The 15,520-nt window shown below is 62.5% G+C and carries 14 protein-coding genes; 2 read left to right on the forward strand and 12 right to left on the reverse strand.

What is annotated here, in order from left to right:
* Positions 1-32: 32 nt before the first annotated feature.
* The 3 genes from ASD99_RS07000 to ASD99_RS07010 all read right to left on the reverse strand — a co-directional run bounded on the left by ASD99_RS07000 (position 33) and on the right by ASD99_RS07010 (position 2,264).
* Positions 33-782 (reverse strand): enoyl-CoA hydratase-related protein, encoded by a 750-nt coding sequence (locus ASD99_RS07000; RefSeq protein ID WP_082525485.1) that lies wholly within the window; start codon positions 780-782, stop codon positions 33-35.
* 14 nt (positions 783-796) lie between these two features.
* Entirely contained in the window at positions 797-1,435 is a 639-nt protein-coding gene (locus ASD99_RS07005; RefSeq protein ID WP_056588341.1) for an acyl-homoserine-lactone synthase, read from the reverse strand.
* A 97-nt stretch (positions 1,436-1,532) separates the two neighbouring features.
* The gene (locus ASD99_RS07010; RefSeq protein WP_056588344.1) at positions 1,533-2,264 is read right to left on the reverse strand and encodes a helix-turn-helix transcriptional regulator; all 732 of its coding nucleotides are present in this window, start codon (positions 2,262-2,264) and stop codon (positions 1,533-1,535) included.
* Between the two features lie 270 nt (positions 2,265-2,534).
* Here ASD99_RS07010 and ASD99_RS07015 point away from each other — a divergent pair, with 270 nt between their 5' ends.
* Positions 2,535-3,383: a transporter substrate-binding domain-containing protein gene (locus ASD99_RS07015; protein ID WP_056588347.1), complete on the forward strand. Its 849-nt coding sequence runs from the start codon at positions 2,535-2,537 to the stop codon at positions 3,381-3,383.
* A gap of 13 nt (positions 3,384-3,396) precedes the next feature.
* Here ASD99_RS07015 and ASD99_RS07020 read toward each other — a convergent pair whose 3' ends face one another.
* Positions 3,397-3,804 carry a tellurite resistance TerB family protein gene (locus ASD99_RS07020; RefSeq protein WP_082525486.1) on the reverse strand — a complete coding sequence of 136 codons (408 nt, stop codon included), beginning with the start codon at positions 3,802-3,804 and terminating at the stop codon, positions 3,397-3,399.
* 168 nt (positions 3,805-3,972) lie between these two features.
* Between ASD99_RS07020 and ASD99_RS07025 the strand changes: the two genes are divergently transcribed.
* Positions 3,973-5,619 carry a lysine--tRNA ligase gene (locus ASD99_RS07025; protein WP_057143114.1) on the forward strand — a complete coding sequence of 549 codons (1,647 nt, stop codon included), beginning with the start codon at positions 3,973-3,975 and terminating at the stop codon, positions 5,617-5,619.
* On the opposite strand, the gene ASD99_RS07030 is transcribed toward ASD99_RS07025, so the two are convergent.
* The 8 genes from ASD99_RS07030 to ASD99_RS07065 form a co-directional block, all read right to left on the reverse strand.
* On the reverse strand, positions 5,585-6,436 hold the full coding sequence (locus ASD99_RS07030; protein WP_413813919.1) for a thermonuclease family protein: 852 nt from the start codon (positions 6,434-6,436) through the stop codon (positions 5,585-5,587). The genes ASD99_RS07025 and ASD99_RS07030 overlap by 35 nt on opposite strands.
* Before the next feature lie 9 nt (positions 6,437-6,445).
* Complete coding sequence (locus ASD99_RS07035; RefSeq protein WP_056588353.1) at positions 6,446-7,114, reverse strand: helix-turn-helix transcriptional regulator; 669 nt, start codon at positions 7,112-7,114, stop codon at positions 6,446-6,448.
* Positions 7,115-7,239: 125 nt separating this feature from the next.
* A complete protein-coding gene (locus ASD99_RS07040) occupies positions 7,240-7,785 on the reverse strand; it encodes a thioesterase family protein (RefSeq protein WP_057143115.1) in 546 nt (181 codons plus the stop codon).
* 10 nt (positions 7,786-7,795) lie between these two features.
* Positions 7,796-10,015 (reverse strand): 3-hydroxyacyl-CoA dehydrogenase NAD-binding domain-containing protein, encoded by a 2,220-nt coding sequence (locus ASD99_RS07045; protein ID WP_057143116.1) that lies wholly within the window; start codon positions 10,013-10,015, stop codon positions 7,796-7,798.
* A 14-nt stretch (positions 10,016-10,029) separates the two neighbouring features.
* Positions 10,030-11,238 (reverse strand): acetyl-CoA C-acetyltransferase, encoded by a 1,209-nt coding sequence (locus ASD99_RS07050; RefSeq protein ID WP_056588363.1) that lies wholly within the window; start codon positions 11,236-11,238, stop codon positions 10,030-10,032.
* An 86-nt stretch (positions 11,239-11,324) separates the two neighbouring features.
* A complete protein-coding gene (locus tag ASD99_RS07055; protein WP_082583173.1) occupies positions 11,325-12,494 on the reverse strand; it encodes an acyl-CoA dehydrogenase family protein in 1,170 nt (389 codons plus the stop codon).
* 120 nt (positions 12,495-12,614) lie between these two features.
* The gene (locus ASD99_RS07060) at positions 12,615-14,405 is read right to left on the reverse strand and encodes an acyl-CoA dehydrogenase (RefSeq protein WP_056588366.1); all 1,791 of its coding nucleotides are present in this window, start codon (positions 14,403-14,405) and stop codon (positions 12,615-12,617) included.
* Positions 14,406-14,674: 269 nt separating this feature from the next.
* A complete protein-coding gene (locus tag ASD99_RS07065) occupies positions 14,675-15,133 on the reverse strand; it encodes a MerR family transcriptional regulator (RefSeq protein ID WP_082525488.1) in 459 nt (152 codons plus the stop codon).
* Positions 15,134-15,520 lie beyond the last annotated feature (387 nt).

Here is a 15,520-nt window from a genome sequence, read left to right on the forward strand (position 1 = left end):
GGGCCGCGCGGCGATGCTTTTCCTCGCGACTTCTAAGCCGCCAGCCGGGCTATGCGCTGCAATCGCCGCAGCGTGGTGTCGTCCTGCAGCGCCTGCTGGAAAAGAGAAATCTCCTGGTCGATGCGATCACAGAGCGCCTGGGTGTTCCCCTTGAGCAGGCCGCGCGTCTGCAGCAAGGCGGCGACCGGCTTCTTGGCAAGCTGTCTCGCCCGGCCGAGCGCCGCTTCCTCGACACTGCCGCCCGGCACGATCTCGGCGACGAGGCCGAGCGCCCTGGCGTCCTCGGCACGAAGCGTGTCGCCGAGGCAGAAGAAGCGGAAAGCACCGGCATAGCCGAGCTTCTGCGGTGCCAGGATGCTGGTCGCCGCATCCGGCACCAGGCCGAAATCGACGAACGGCACCCGGAAGGTGCTTTCATCGGACGCGATCACCATGTCGCAATGGAACAGGATGGTGCAGCCGACGCCGACGGCGTCGCCGTCGACGCAGGCAAGGATGGGCTTGGGAAATGTCGCCAGCGTGCGGAACAGGTCGGTGACGGCGGCGATCAGTTTCTGGTGCTTGGTGGCGTCGAGGAATTCGGAGAAGTCGCCGCCCAGGCAGAAACAGCCTGCCAGGCCGCGCAGCACGACGACGCGCACCTCCTCATTGTCGGCGGCTTCATGGAAGGTCTTCGCCAGGCTTTCATAGGCTCTCCTGTCCAGCACCGGCCGGCCGTCATTCGACGACACGGTGACGACCAGCGTGTGATTGCGGAGTTCGGGTTGCGGGTGTGTGCTCATGACCGTCTCCGACCTCATGACGCTCGCCTTTGGCCAAGCATGTCGGGATATCCCCTGGCCAGCACGGGAGCAAAATGATTGCGGCGCGACCGCACCACGTCGAGGGTGTGTTCGTTGAAGGTGAGCAGGGTTGCGACCACCTGCTGGTTGCCGTAGGTGCGCTGATAGCCCAGCGGGGTCGCCAGGAAGTGCAGTTGCAAGGCGCGCAGCACCCACATTGGCTCGAACTCTATGATCACCTTGTCGACGCCGCGTTTCAGCCCCCACTCGACGAATCCCGCGATCAGTTCGGTGCCGACGGTAGAGACGCCACGACGCCCATCACGAAAACCGGGAGCCACCGCATAGCGGGTCAATTCCCAGATGTTTGGGCCCGATGGCGGCGTTCCTTCGGAAAGGTCGGTCAAGACCTCGGTCAGCAGATGAGGCCGCGTGGTCGGCAACATCCTTTGATAGCCCGCGACTTCGTCCCCTCTGATGACGATCTGATGGATGGCCTCGTCATGATCGAACTGGTCGCGTTCGAGCCCGTCGGACCGCCTGAGATCCTCCCATCCCATCTCCTCGACGAATATCCTGTAGCGCAGCCGATGGACGGCCTCCCAAAGGTCGGGACGTTCCATCAATTCCTGGGTTGTAAGGGAAAAAAGCATTCCGCCGTCTCCTGTGTTCAGAGGAAGATACGGCCGTGCTTTGATGAGAAAATTGCGTGATCGCGCAGGCAAGGATTTCTAGGTCGGCACGGCCGACCTAACTAATGTAGCCGCGCCGTATCGCTTCCGCGACGGCTTGCACCCGGTTGACGGCACCGAGTTTGCTTTTGGCGTTAAGAAGATGTTTCTCCGAGGTGTGTTCGGAGATGCCGAGGATTTGCGAAATCTCCCATTCGGACTTGCCCACGGCGGCCCATTGCAGGCATTCGCGTTCGCGCGGCGTCAGCACGATATGATCGATGATCTTGCTCGCCATGGTGTGGAGTTGCATGGCGCGGCCAACCGCATAGGTCGACACCAACGACACCTGGCCGAACTCGGCAGCGGACAATTCCACGGCCTCGCCGCCCAGCGACACCATGACGATCTGGCCGTCGAGCGTGATCAACGGGAAGGCCAGCCCATCACGCAGTTTGAAGGCGCCAGCATCGCCCATCACTTCGCCGCTGCTCTTGTCTATGCGGATGCTCTGCGATGCCTCGCGCCACTGGAAGGGCGCCTGCAGCTGTTTCATGTGGCTGACGACCGGGTCATGATCGACATAGTTGCGCGCGACATAGCGCTCCAGCCACTCGCCAGGCCAATCGCAGAGAAGCACATGCTGCTTTTGCTGGCCGGCCGGCGTGCCTGGCTGCGGTACGGTTCCCGCCATCAATGCGGTGAGACCGAAATCCGACGTTATGCCCAACAGCTGTTCGCAGACCGCCGCCGCCGTTGCGGCGTGCTGCAGTTGGTCTATGAATTCCAGCGTGCGATCGAACTGACTCATCGCAACATCAACCCCATGTTGCCTCATGCATTGCGGTCAATGATGCGTGCCCGATTTACACTTCGCCACCGACCATGGATTGCAAACCGCATTCATATTCTATCTTGATTCTGTGGCTCCGACCTTGATCCCCTCACCAAGGCGGCCAAAGCTGATTTGCAAACCGGCTGAATCATATCCTGAAATCGGCGTGTTGAAATCAAAAACCATTGTGCCTGTACCATTTTCGTACCAAAACCGGTGCGAGCACGACTGTGGCGGAGTTTTATCTTGGCGTTCCGGTGGAGGTCCTTCGCCCTTGCGATGCTGATCGGGTTGCTGTCGGTCGCCGATGGCGCGCGCGCCGCGGCGCCTCAGGTTCCGGTTCTGTGGGATGCCAAGGAGCGGCTGCCCAAGCCAGACCTTTCGGCGCTGCCCCGGCTGAGATTCCTGACCGCGACAGATTTCCCACCCTTCAATTTCCTCGACGGCTCGGGAAAGCTGTCCGGCTTCCACATCGATCTGGCACGCGCCATCTGCGCCGAGCTTGGCATCGTCGAAAAATGCCAGATCCAGGCCTTGCCCTGGAGCGAGCTGGAAGGCGCATTGCAGAAAGGCGAGGGCGAGGCGATCATCGCCGGCATCGCCGCAACGCCGGAATCGCGCGCGACCTATGCCTTCTCGCGCTCCTATCTGCAGTTTCCGGCACGCTTTATCATGCCGAAGAGCAAGGCCCTGACCGAACCCGTCTTTGACAAATTGCACGGCAAGCGTGTCGGCGTCATATTGGGCTCAGCGCATGAGCGCATGCTGCGCGACTATTTCAACACCGTGCAGGTCGTCACTTTCGACAGACCGGAAGACCTTTACAACGATCTCAAGGCCGGCAAGGTCGACGCGGCCTTCGGCGACGGCATGCGCCTGGCCTTCTGGCTGGGCGGCTCGGATGCGGCGGGCTGCTGCCGCTTTGCCGGCGGGCCCTATCTGGCGCCCGAATATCTGGGCACTGGCATGGCCATCGCCACCAAAGCGGACAATCCGGCGCTGGCCGCCGCGTTCGACTACGCGCTGCAGGAGATTTCGATGAAAGGCACGTTCGCCGAATTCTATCTGCGCTATTTCCCGGTCAGTTTTTTCTAGGGGCTGCTGATATTCAGGTGAGCGTGCGCAGCCGCGCCTTGGCCGCGCGGCCGATGGCAGCGACCGTCAGCGTGTCGAGATCAAGCTGACGCCGAATTAGCTGCAGCACCCGCACTTCTTCCATGCGCATTTCGAGATCGACGGCGGCAACCTCGAAGGCTGCGGCATAGGCGGTGTCGCGCAACCGCTCGGGCAAGGCCTCGGCGACCTCAGCCAGCACGCCTTCCAGTCCGTCCTTTTCGTGCAGGCGCTTCTGGCAGGCCTGGGCGACGCCGACCAGTCTGTCATGGTTGAAGTCCTCGAACACCGGCCAGGAGCGGACGACCTCGCCGATCCGCGCCAGTTCGACGTCGGTCATGTCGCGATCGGAGGCCGAGGTGATGACCATCAGGTAGATCAGCGCTTCATGCGGTGTCGGCAATTTTTTCTCCTTGAACCGAACCTCGAAGGTAGGAACGCCAAATCTGCACCGCAAGGAAAAAGCGCCGCATGCGTTGACGCTCCGGCGATGCACGCCTAGAGACCGGTTGAAAACCTCTGCTCCGGCCCGCCTTCGAATGGGCCGGCGAATGATTTGGAAAACAGTGACATGGCGGGATCAAACATTATCGATCTCAATCCCGAGCTGCTGGCGGCCGCGGCCGAGAGCAAGGCATGGCCGTTCGAGGAAGCCAAAAAGATCATCGAGCGCTACAAAGGCACCGACTTTCCGCAAACAGTCCTGTTCGAGACCGGCTACGGACCGTCCGGCCTGCCGCATATCGGCACGTTCGGCGAGGTGGCGCGCACGTCGATGGTGCGCCATGCCTTCCGCGTCCTGACGCAGGACAAGGTTGCCACCAAGCTGCTGTGCTTTTCCGACGACATGGACGGCATGCGCAAGATACCCGACAGCGTGCCGGATCGCGCCGCACTCGAGCCGCATTTGCACAAGCCGCTGTCGTCGGTCCCCGATCCGTTCGGCGACGACTATGCCAGCTTCGCCGATCACAACAACGCGATGCTGTGCCGGTTCCTCGACACGTTCGGCTTCGACTACGAGTTCGCCAGCGCGACGCAATACTACAAGTCGGGCCGTTTCGACGCGATGCTGCTGCGCGCCGCCGCACGCTATGACCAGATCATGGCGGTGATGCTGCCTACGCTCGGCCCCGAGCGGCAGGCGACCTATAGCCCGTTCCTGCCGATTTCGCCGAAGAGCGGCCGCGTGCTTTACGTGCCGATGAAGCACGTCGACGCCAAGGCCGGCACCATCACCTTCGACGACGAGGGAACCGAGACCACGCTTTCGATCACCAGCGGCCGCGTGAAGCTGCAGTGGAAGCCGGATTTCGGCATGCGCTGGGCAGCCCTTGGCGTCGATTTCGAAATGTTCGGCAAGGATCATCAGACCAATGCGGTGGTCTACGACCGCATCTGCAACATTCTGGGCGGACGGGCGCCGGAGCATTTCGTCTACGAACTGTTCCTCGACGAGAACGGCCAGAAGATCTCGAAGTCGAAGGGCAACGGGCTGACCATCGACGAGTGGCTGACCTATGCGCCGACCGAAAGCCTCGGGCTCTACATGTACCAGCGGCCGCGGCAGGCCAAGAAGCTGTATTTCGACGTCATCCCGCGGGCTGTGGACGAATACTATACCTTCCTCGCCGCCTATCCCCGGCAGGATTGGAAGGAGCGGCTAGGCAATCCGGTCTGGCATATGCATGACGGCAACCCGCCCGCCATCGACATGCCGGTGCCGTTCTCGCTGCTGCTCAATCTGGTCAGCGCTTCCAACGCGCAGAACAAGGATGTGCTGTGGGGCTTCATCTCACGCCACACGCAAGGCGTGACGCCAAGGACGCATCCCGAGCTCGACCAGCTGGTCGGCCATGCGATCCGCTATTTCGACGATTTCGTGAAGCCGACGAAAACCTTCCGCCCGGCCGACGAGGTCGAGCGCGAGGCGCTGCAAGCCCTCGACACGGCGCTTGGCTCGCTGCCGGCGGACGCCAATGGCGAAGCGATCCAAAACGCTTCGCTCAACGTCGCGCGCAGGATCGAACGCTACCAGGATCATTCCAAGCAGAGCCCGGAAGGCGGCCCCGGCGTCTCGGGTGCCTTCTTCCAGATGATCTATCAGGTGCTGATCGGCCAGGAGCGCGGCCCGCGCTTCGGATCGTTCGCCGCGCTCTATGGCATTGCCGAGACGCGGGCGCTCATTGAGCGGGCGCTGGCTGGTCAGCTGGTTTGACCACCCCGCCGGACTCTTCCAGAATCGAACTCGGCGCCTGAGGCGCCGGGCTTGGTGCGGCCAGCATCGCCGGCATGCCGGACAGATCAGGCGCCGACCCGAAAATGCCCTTCTTCGCCGTACGTGCCTTGTCGCCGGCCTCGACATAGGGCCCGCCCTTGGCGGCGCGCGCCCAGCCGTTGTCGACCAGCCATTGGCCGACATCCTGATTGCCGATCCGGCATTCGGCGGCGATCAGGTCGCGGCCGCCCTCGGGCGGCACGGTGCAGACCACCGCGCGGCCGCGCAGGAAGGCGCGGAACGCCGTCCGCGCCCGGACACCGCATGGCCAGGTTTTGCCGTCCTCGCTGCAGGTCTCGTCCTGCCTGACGATGTCGATGCCGGAAACCGCGACCGAGTAGCCCTTCGCTTCGATCAGGCCGGCGGCCGGCGCAACCGGCTGGAACAGCTTTGTGCCGTTCCAGTCGTCAGGCATTTTCGGCTTGGGCGGCACGGCCAGCGCAAGCCTGCTCAACGGCTCGCGCGGCTCGACCCGTTCAAGCCCCTCGGCGGACAGTTCCGGTGGCGCAACGATTTCGGGATCGATCGCCCTCGAATGCAGCGCCGGCTTTGGCGGCTGTGGAGCTGCTATGGCCGATGTCGCCGGCTCTGCGGGCACCGTCTCGGCGCCTTCCTGCGCGATCGTATCGGCGCCCGGATCGAGCTGATCCACCGTGACGACGCTGTCGCTTCCTTTCAGCGTGCGACCGCCGGCGACGACCATGGCCGCCATCACCGGGACCATCAGGACCGACAGGGCAATGTGAAGGAGCCGCACCAGCCGGACCTACTGGCTTGCCCAGACAATCCGCGCCACCCATTCGACGTCGCGCATGGGAATGTCGCGGTCGGGATGATCGGGATTGAGCGAGACCAGTGCAATCGACTTGACGGTCTGGCGCTCAAGCACCTTGGCCATCACCTCGCCGGCGGTGGTCTTGACGACGACGCGATCGCCCTTGCGGGTGATGGCGCCCGGTTCGACAATGAGGACGTCGCCATTGCGGTAGAGCGGCAGCATGGAATCGCCCTGCACCTGCAGCGCATAGGAACTCTCGGTCGATTGCGCCGGCAGTTCGACCAGATCCCAGCCCTGCCCGGCCGGAAAGCCGGCATCGTCGAAGAAGCCGCCGGCGCCGGCCTGGGCAAAGCCGAGCAACGGCACGGAGCGTCTGCGGGCGACCGAAGCGGTATGGCCGGTCGAAGCACCATTGCCGGTCCCGGGCCGGCCTTCGATCAGACCGGTGAACTCGTCGAGTGAAGCGCCTGTCGCCTCGATGATCTTGGCAAGCGATTCGGTCGAGGGCCAGCGCGGCCGGCCATCCGACGACGAACGCTTAGACTTGTTGAAGGCGGTGGAATCGAGCCCCGCGCGCTTGGCCAGACCCGATGCCGAAAGCGAATAGCGCTCGGCAAGAGCATCGATGGCGGCCCAGACACGGTCATGCGAGAGCACGTCTTGCTCTCCTTCAAAGCAGGAAAAAATACCTTTCCCTTCTAGTCTTGGAATGCCGTTTTGTCCACCGTCCGTACCACAACCCCGCGCGTAGGTTGTGGCCCCACAAATTCCGATTCCCGGGATCAATCGACACCCTTGGCCAAGCTGCGCAGACTCTGGTGCGACGTCATGAAAATCCGTTCTGCTTGGGTCAGAGGTCGCGGGTTTGCCGCTCGGCCAAGTGCGGCGACGACCTCGTCAATGTCGAGAAACCGCCGAGCCCCACGGTCGTAGACGCCGGCCGTCGTCATGATCAAGGCGGCTGTCTCGCCATTGTCGAGGACGAAACGATGCTTGCCGATAACCTGGGTGCCTTCCCAGGTCTCGATCGAAGACACCACTTCGAAGCGACGCCACAGCCTGATCTCGCGCGCATAGACCGTCTGCAGCCCGCCCATCATCGGCGCCCAGCCATTTGTCCTCGCCAGCCTGATGAGGCCCGCACGCATAAACAAGTCGATGCGGCCGAGATCGGCCAGCATCATGTAGCGCGCATTGTTGAGATGGATGTTGAAATCGATGTCGGTCGGCAGGCAGCGAAAGGCCAGGCGGCTTTCGCCACCCATCATATAGGGGCCACGGCGGCGTGCCGTGGCCATCATGCGCGCCATCCGAGCCCAGACATACATTGGGTCGGCGTCAGGCTGCCTGCTTCACGTCGCCTTTCGCATAGGGATCGAAACGCTGGTAGAAGCTCTCGCCCTTCTCCGCCATGTCGTGCAGCAGCTTGGGCGCCTTGAACTCGGCGCCGTATTTCTTCTGCAGGTTCTTGGCGATCTTGACGAACGCCTTGGCGCCGATGCCGTCGATGTAGGACAGCGCGCCGCCGGTGTAGGGGGCAAAACCGAAGGCGAGGATCGAACCGACATCGGCCTCGCGCGGGTCGGAGACGATGCCCTCTTCCATCACCCGGGCCGCCTCCAGCGCGATGGAGACCAGCAGCCGCTGCTGCAGTTCCTCATAATCGACCTTCTCGGGCACAAGCTGCGGATAGAGGTCCTTGAGGCCCGGCCACAGCTTCTTCTTGGCGGGCTTGGCCGGATAATCGTAAAAACCCTTGCCGTTCTTGCGGCCGGAGCGGCCGTGATCGTCGACCATGGTGTTGATCAGCGCCATCTGCTTCGGATCGACCGCCTTGTCGCCCAAATCCCTGATGGTCTGCTTCATGATCTTCTGGGCAAGATCGATGGCCGTCTCGTCGGTCAGCGCCAGGGGGCCGACCGGCATGCCGGCGGCTTTCGCCGCATTCTCGATCATCGGTGCCGGGACACCTTCGATCAGCATCTTGTAGGCTTCCGACATGTAGCGCAGCACGCAGCGGTTGACGTAGAAGCCGCGCGTGTCGTTGACGACGATCGGCGTCTTCTTGATGGCACGGACGAAATCGATTGCCGTGGCCAGCGCCTTGTCGCCGGTCTTCTTACCCAAGATGATCTCGACCAGCATCATCTTGTCGACAGGCGAGAAGAAATGGATGCCGATGAAGTTCTTCGGCCGCGCCGAATTCTTGGCCAGCGACGAGATGGGAATGGTGGAGGTGTTCGACGCGAAGATCGCAGATGGCTTCAACACGGCTTCCGCCTGTTCGGTCGCACTCTTCTTGACCGCCGAATCCTCGAACACCGCCTCGACCACCAGATCGCAGCCGGCAAGGTCGGCATAGTCGGCCGTCGGCGTGATCAGCGACAGCAATTTGTCCTTGTCCTCCGGCTTGGCGCGGCCCTTCTTCACCTGATCCGAGATCAGGCTGTCGGCTTGCGCCTTGCCCTTGGTCGCCGACTCCAGATCGCGATCGATCAGCACCACCGGAATGCCGGCCTTGGCGGTGACGTAGGCGATGCCGGCGCCCATGAAGCCGGCGCCAAGAATGCCGATCTTCTTGAACTTGGTTTCAGGCACGCCTGCCGGGCGGCGGGCGCCCTTGTTCAGTTCCTGCAGCGACACGAACAGCGAGCGGATCATCGCCGCCGCTTCCTTGGTCTGCATGATCTCGGTGAAATAGCGCTGCTCGATGCGCAAGGCGGTGTCGAACGGCACCAGCAGCCCTTCATAGACGCATTTGAGGATCGCGGCGGCGGCCGGATAGTTGCCATAGGTCTCGCGACGCAGGATGGCGATAGCCGGCGGCCACAGATTGAAGCCGGCGGGCGAATAGATCGGGCCGCCAGGCAGCTTGAAACCCTTCTCGTCCCATGGCGCCACTGGCTTCAGGCCGTTCCTGATCATCGCCTTGGCGGTGTCGACCAGCCTGGCCGGCTCGGCAATCTCATGGATCAGGCCCATCGACTTGGCCTTCTGGGGCGACAGCGTCTGGCCGGAGGTCAGCATCTGCAGCGCCTGCTGCTGATCGGTCAGCCGCGGCACGCGCTGGGTGCCGCCGGCACCCGGGAAGATGCCTATCTTCACCTCGGGAAGCGCCATCTTCACCTTGTCGCTGTCGGCGGCGACACGACCGTGACAGGCGAGCGACAATTCGAAGGCACCGCCCATGCAGGTGCCGTTTATCGCCGACACCCACGGCTTTCCGCAAGTCTCCAGCTTGCGGAACAGGCCGGTCATGATGCCGGCATTGTCGAACAGCACCTTCGTGGCTTTTTCGGCGTCCTTGCCCTTGTCAGTGGCGAAGGTCGTCAACATCTTCTGCAGCAGGGTGATGTCGGCACCGCCGGAGAAGGTGTCCTTGCCGGAAGTGATCACCGCGCCCTTGATGGCGGCGTCACCAGCCACCTTGTCTACGATAGCGTTCAATTCCCGCATCGCTTCCTCGGTGAAGACGTTCATCGAGCGGCCAGGCATGTCCCAGGTGACCAGTGCAATGCCGTCGGCGTCGATATCGAGGGTGAAATTGGTGTAGCTCATCGCTTTTCTCCCCGTCAGACGCGTTCGATGATGGTTGCGGTGCCCATGCCGGCGCCGATGCACAGCGTCACCAAAGCGGTATTGAGATCGCGGCGCTCGAGCTCGTCCAGCACCGTGCCCAGGATCATCGCGCCGGTGGCGCCGAGCGGATGGCCCATGGCGATGGCGCCGCCATTGACGTTGATCTTGTCATGCGGAATGTCGAACGCCTGCATGTAGCGCAGCACCACCGAGGCGAAGGCTTCGTTGAGCTCGAACAGGTCGATGTCCGAGAGTTTCATCTTGGCGCGCTTCAACAGCTTCTCGGTGACGTCGACGGGGCCGGTCAGCATCAGCACCGGTTCAGAGCCGATGTTGGCGAAGGTACGGATGCGGGCGCGCGGCTTCAGGCCCATCGCCTTGCCTGCCTTCTTCGAACCGAGCAGCACGGCGGCGGCGCCGTCGACGATGCCGGACGAATTGCCGGCATGGTGGACATGGTTGACCTCCTCCACCTCGGGATGCTTCTGCACCGCAACCGCATCGAAGCCGCCCATTTCGCCGGGCATGACGAAGGACGGGTTGAGCGAGGCCAGCGACTGCATGTCGGTCGACGGGCGCATGTGCTCGTCATGGTCGAGGATGGTCAGGCCGTTCTGGTCCTTGATCGGGATGACAGACTTCTTGAAGCGGCCATCGGCCCAGGATTTTGCGGCACGCTTCTGGCTTTCGACCGCATAGGCGTCGACGTCGTCGCGGGAAAAGCCGTATTTGGTGGCGATCAGGTCGGCCGAGATGCCTTGCGGCACGAACCAGCCAGGCAGGCCGACCGAAGGATCCATGAACCAGGCGCCGCCGGAAGCACCCATGCCGACGCGCGACATCGATTCGACGCCGCCGGCGATGACGATCTCATCGGCGCCTTGCGCGATCTTGGCGGCGCCGAAATTGATGGCGTCCAGCCCGGAAGCGCAGAAGCGCGAGATCTGCATGCCGGGCGCCCTGGTGTCGTAGCCGGCCTCGAAGGCAGCAGCGCGCGGAATGACCGAACCCGCCTCGCCGACAGGATCGACGCAGCCGAAGATGATGTCGTCGACATTGCCGGTATCCAGGCCATTGCGGTCGCGTAACGCTTCGAGCGTCTTGGCGGCAAGCCGCACCGCCGGCACCTCGTGTAGCGACCCGTCCTTCCTGCCCTTGCCGCGCGGCGTGCGCACGGCGTCATAGACATAAGCTTCAGCCATCGTTTTGCTCCTTGGGTTTATCGAACGGCTTTGGACTGATGCCTGTCGATTTCTCAAAACCGGGGACCGCTTTTGAGCGACATGCATTAGAGCGAGCGTCCGATCAGCAATTTCATGATCTCGTTGGTGCCGCCGTAGATGCGCTGGACGCGGGCGTCGCGGAACATGCGGGCGATCGGATATTCATTCATGTAGCCATAGCCCCCATGCAATTGAAGGCATTCGTCGACGACTTTCCCCTGCAGGTCGCTGAGCCAGTACTTGGCCATCGACGCGGTCACCGGATCGAGGCCGCCGGCGATGTGGCGGGTGACGCAATCATTGTAGAAGACCCGGCCGATGGTGGCCTCGGTCTTGAGTTCGGCCAGCTTGAACTGGGTGTTCTGGAAATCGATGATCGCCTTGCCGAACGCCTTGCGCTCCTTGACGTAATCAATGGTCAGCGCCAGCGCCCGCTCGATCATGGCGATGGCGCCAGTGCCGATCTGCAGCCGCTCCTGCGGCAATTGCTGCATCAACTGGACGAAGCCCTGCCCCTCCTCATGACCAAGCAGGTTGGAGGTCGGCACGCGCATGTCGTTGAAGAACAGCTCCGACGTGTCGTTGGCCTTGAGCCCGATCTTGTCGAGGTTACGGCCGCGCTGAAAACCTTCGACCTCGTCGGTCTCGACGACGATCAGCGAGGTGCCCTTGGCGCCCTTCTCCGGATCGGTCTTGGTGACGACGATGATGAAGTTCGCCAACTGACCGTTGGTGATGAAGGTCTTGGAGCCGTTGATCTTGTACTGGTTGCCATCCTTCTGCGCCCGCGTCTTGACGCCCTGCAGGTCGGAGCCGGCGCCGGGCTCGGTCATGGCGATGGCGCCGATCAACTCACCGGTCGCCAGCTTCGGCAGCCATTTCTTCTTCTGCTCTTCGGAGCCGTAGTGAAGGATGTAAGGGGCGACGATCGAATTGTGCAGGCCGATGCCGAAACCATCGACGCCGACATGGCCGATGGCCTCGATGATGGCACTCTCATGCGCGAAGGTGCCGCCCGAGCCGCCATATTCTTCCGGCATCGAGGCGCAGAGCAGGCCGGCGGAACCTGCCTTCAGCCAGCTCTCGCGGTCGACCATCTCGTTCTTCTCGAACTCGTCGTAGCGCGGCGCGATCTCCTCCGACATGAAGCGATGCGCCATGTCGTAGAGCATGCCGACCTCGTCCGCCGCCCAGGCAGGCTTGGGGAGGTTCAGGATTTCGGCGGGGCTGGTCATGTTTGTATGGTACTCCTCCCGAGGCACGTGCGTAGAATTGAGGTTGGCGCACTTCACGCATGACCCCACCCGGCCCTTCGGGCCACCCTCCCCTCAAGAGGGAGGAGACGCCGGTCGAACTTAGAACGCTTCCGCCGGCAGTGCCATCAATGTATCGGCGCCGCTCGAAATGCGGGCGAGATGCGCTGATGTCTCCGGCATGATCCGCTCCATGAAGAAGCGCCCCGTCACAACCTTGTTGTCGTAGAAGGACTGAGTACCATTGGCGCCCGTCTTGCCAAGTGCCGCCTTGGCCATCTGCGCCCACATGTAGCCCAGTGCGACAAGGCCGAAGAGATGCATATAGTCGGTCGAGGCGGCGCCCGCATTGTCGGGCTTGGCCATGCCGTTCTGCACCAGCCACATGGTCGCCGCCTGCAGATCGTTGAGACCCTTCTTCAAGGCCTTGGTGAACGGCGCCATCTTCTCGTCGGCGCGGTTCTCCTCGCAGAATTCGCCGACCTCCTTGAAGAAGGCCTGTACGGCGCGGCCGCCATTCAGGCCGAGCTTGCGGCCGACGAGGTCGAGCGCCTGGATGCCGTTGGCGCCTTCATAGATCATGGCGATGCGGGCATCACGCACGAACTGGCTCATGCCATGCTCTTCGATATAGCCGTGACCGCCGAACACCTGCTGGGCCATGACGGCGTGGTCGAAGCCCTTGTCGGTGAGCACGCCCTTGACCACCGGCGTCATCAGACCGGTGTAGTCGTCGGCGGCCTGGCGGTCCTTGTCGTCACCGGAGCGGTGGGCGATGTCGGACTTGATCGCCGTCCACAGCGCCAGCGCACGGCCGGCCTCGTTGAAGGATTTCATGGTCATCAGGCTGCGGCGGATATCGGGATGGACGATGATCGGGTCGGCCTTCTTGTCCGGCGCCTTCGGCCCCGACAATGAGCGGCCCTGCAAGCGGTCCTTGGCGTAGGCGACGGCGTTCTGATAGGCGATCTCCGACAGCGACAACCCCTGCAGGCCGACGCCGAGGCGCGCCTCGTTCATCATCGTGAACATTGCCTTGAGGCCGCCATTGGCCTCGCCGAGCAGTGTGCCTTGCGCCTCATCATAGTTCATGACGCAGGTCGAATTGCCATGGATGCCCATCTTCTCCTCGATCGAGCCGCAGGAGACGGTGTTCCTGGCGCCCGGATTGCCCGATGCGTCGAGCATGAGCTTCGGTACGATGAACAGCGAGATGCCCTTGACGCCTTCCGGCGCGCCCTCGATGCGGGCCAGCACCAGATGGACGATGTTGTCCGACATGTCGTGTTCGCCGGCCGAGATGAAGATCTTCTGGCCTGAAATCTTGTAAGTGCCATCGCCGTTCGGCACCGCCTTGGTGCGCAGCAGGCCGAGATCGGTGCCGCAATGCGGCTCGGTCAGGTTCATGGTGCCGGTCCAGGCGCCTTCGATCATCCTGGGCAGCCACCTTGCCTTCTGCTCGTCGGTGCCGTGGGTGATGATCGCGGCGATCGCGCCTTGCGTCAGGCCCGGATACATCATCAGCGACATGTTGGCCGAGACCATATATTCGGCGACGGCGGTGTGCACGGCATAGGGCAGGCCCTGGCCGCCGAACTCGACCGGCGCGGCCAATCCCATCCAGCCGCCCTCGCGATACTGGTCGAAGGCCTCCTTGAAGCCTTTCGGCGTGGTCACCGAGCCATCGTCATGACGCACGCAGCCTTCAATGTCGCCGACACGGTTCAGCGGGTGCATGACGTTTTCAGCGAGCTTGGCGCCTTCGGCGAGGATCGCCTCGAGCACATCGGGCGTGGCGTCGGAAAATCCGGGAAGGTTCGAATAGCGCTGATAACCCAGCACCTCGTTGAGCACGAACAGCGTATCCTGGACCGGAGCCCTGTATGTCGGCATGCTTTTTCTCCACCCTGCAAACCCGGTCCGAATGCCCCGAAGACAAGCCAGTGGCGGCATGCGAACCCATGATGGGAGCGGAATAGCAAAAATTGACGTTTGCGTAAACGTCAATTTATTCGATGCGACTAGATTTCCCGCTCATTGCGGCAATGGGCGTAGCGGCGCGACGTCGCGCAAGCCAGTGCCGAAAGCCTATATGGGTGGGGACAACGAAAAGCCGCGCGGCAGGGCCACGCGGCTTTGATCGTCAGGCAATTGGCAGATGATTAGTTAGCTGCGCTCGCCTGCGGCGCCGTGCGCTCGGCCAGCATCTGGCGCACCGCCGACATCGAGCCGCTCAGCTCGCTGATTGCGTCGTCGATCAGCGCCCGTTGCTTCTGCAGGCGGGCAAGCTGCTTTTCCGACTTGTCCAGCGCGAGCTTGAGCTGCTTGGTGTTTGAACCGGTCGGATCGTAGAGATCCATCATCTGCTTGACGTCGCGCAGCGAGAACCCTACCTTGCGGCCAAGCAGGATCAGCGTCAGCCGGGCCTTGTCGCGGCGCGTGTAGAGACGGGTCGAACCTTCACGCTGCGGGTTGAGCAGGCCCTTGTCTTCGTAGAAACGCAGCGTGCGCAGCGTCACTCCGTATTTCTTCGCCATCTCGCCGATGCGGACAAGGTCCTCGCCGGCTTCGACAGACATATTGGTATTGGCCGCGGTCTCGCCGGCCGAGATAAGCTTCATGGTCACTGGCTTTCCCCGTCTGGTGGCGTCGCGGTCCTGGACCGTGCGTCGCCTGACTGGAAGCGGGGGCTTGCTTCCCGTCGTGGTTTCAACAAACAAATCGCAACAGCACGCTCAATGCGCCTTTTACGTTTACGTCAATTCTATACCGATAGCCGCCTCATGACGCAAGGGCGTTCTGCGGGCTGAGCTTTATGCCGCACCGTCAAGCCGGCAGCCAACATCCTTTCAACTTCTTAAGTTTGGTTAACGCGTTGTTTACCACGTTGGGCGAAATGTGGGCGCGTCGGCTACCCGTGTTTATCCTGTATCGAATTTTTCACGGTTTTTCGGAGCGCGGGTGAGAACCCGGGAAGCTCGTCTTCCACCGCGGCATAGCCGCAGGTC

The organism is Mesorhizobium sp. Root695 (assembly GCF_001428185.1).
In the GTDB taxonomy this organism is placed as follows: Bacteria; Pseudomonadota; Alphaproteobacteria; order Rhizobiales; family Rhizobiaceae; genus Mesorhizobium.

Bases quoted from the DNA above. Each gene is read 5' to 3' on its own strand.
- ASD99_RS07000 (WP_082525485.1), bottom strand. From the start codon at position 782: ATGAGCACACACCCGCAACCCGAACTCCGCAATCACACGCTGGTCGTC.
- ASD99_RS07005 (WP_056588341.1), bottom strand. From the start codon at position 1,435: ATGCTTTTTTCCCTTACAACCCAGGAATTGATGGAACGTCCCGACCTT.
- ASD99_RS07010 (WP_056588344.1), bottom strand. From the start codon at position 2,264: ATGAGTCAGTTCGATCGCACGCTGGAATTCATAGACCAACTGCAGCAC.
- ASD99_RS07025 (WP_057143114.1), top strand. From the start codon at position 3,973: ATGGCGGGATCAAACATTATCGATCTCAATCCCGAGCTGCTGGCGGCC.
- ASD99_RS07040 (WP_057143115.1), bottom strand. From the start codon at position 7,785: ATGTATGTCTGGGCTCGGATGGCGCGCATGATGGCCACGGCACGCCGC.
- ASD99_RS07045 (WP_057143116.1), bottom strand. From the start codon at position 10,015: ATGAGCTACACCAATTTCACCCTCGATATCGACGCCGACGGCATTGCA.
- ASD99_RS07050 (WP_056588363.1), bottom strand. From the start codon at position 11,238: ATGGCTGAAGCTTATGTCTATGACGCCGTGCGCACGCCGCGCGGCAAG.
- ASD99_RS07055 (WP_082583173.1), bottom strand. From the start codon at position 12,494: ATGACCAGCCCCGCCGAAATCCTGAACCTCCCCAAGCCTGCCTGGGCG.
- ASD99_RS07060 (WP_056588366.1), bottom strand. From the start codon at position 14,405: ATGCCGACATACAGGGCTCCGGTCCAGGATACGCTGTTCGTGCTCAAC.
- ASD99_RS07065 (WP_082525488.1), bottom strand. From the start codon at position 15,133: ATGAAGCTTATCTCGGCCGGCGAGACCGCGGCCAATACCAATATGTCT.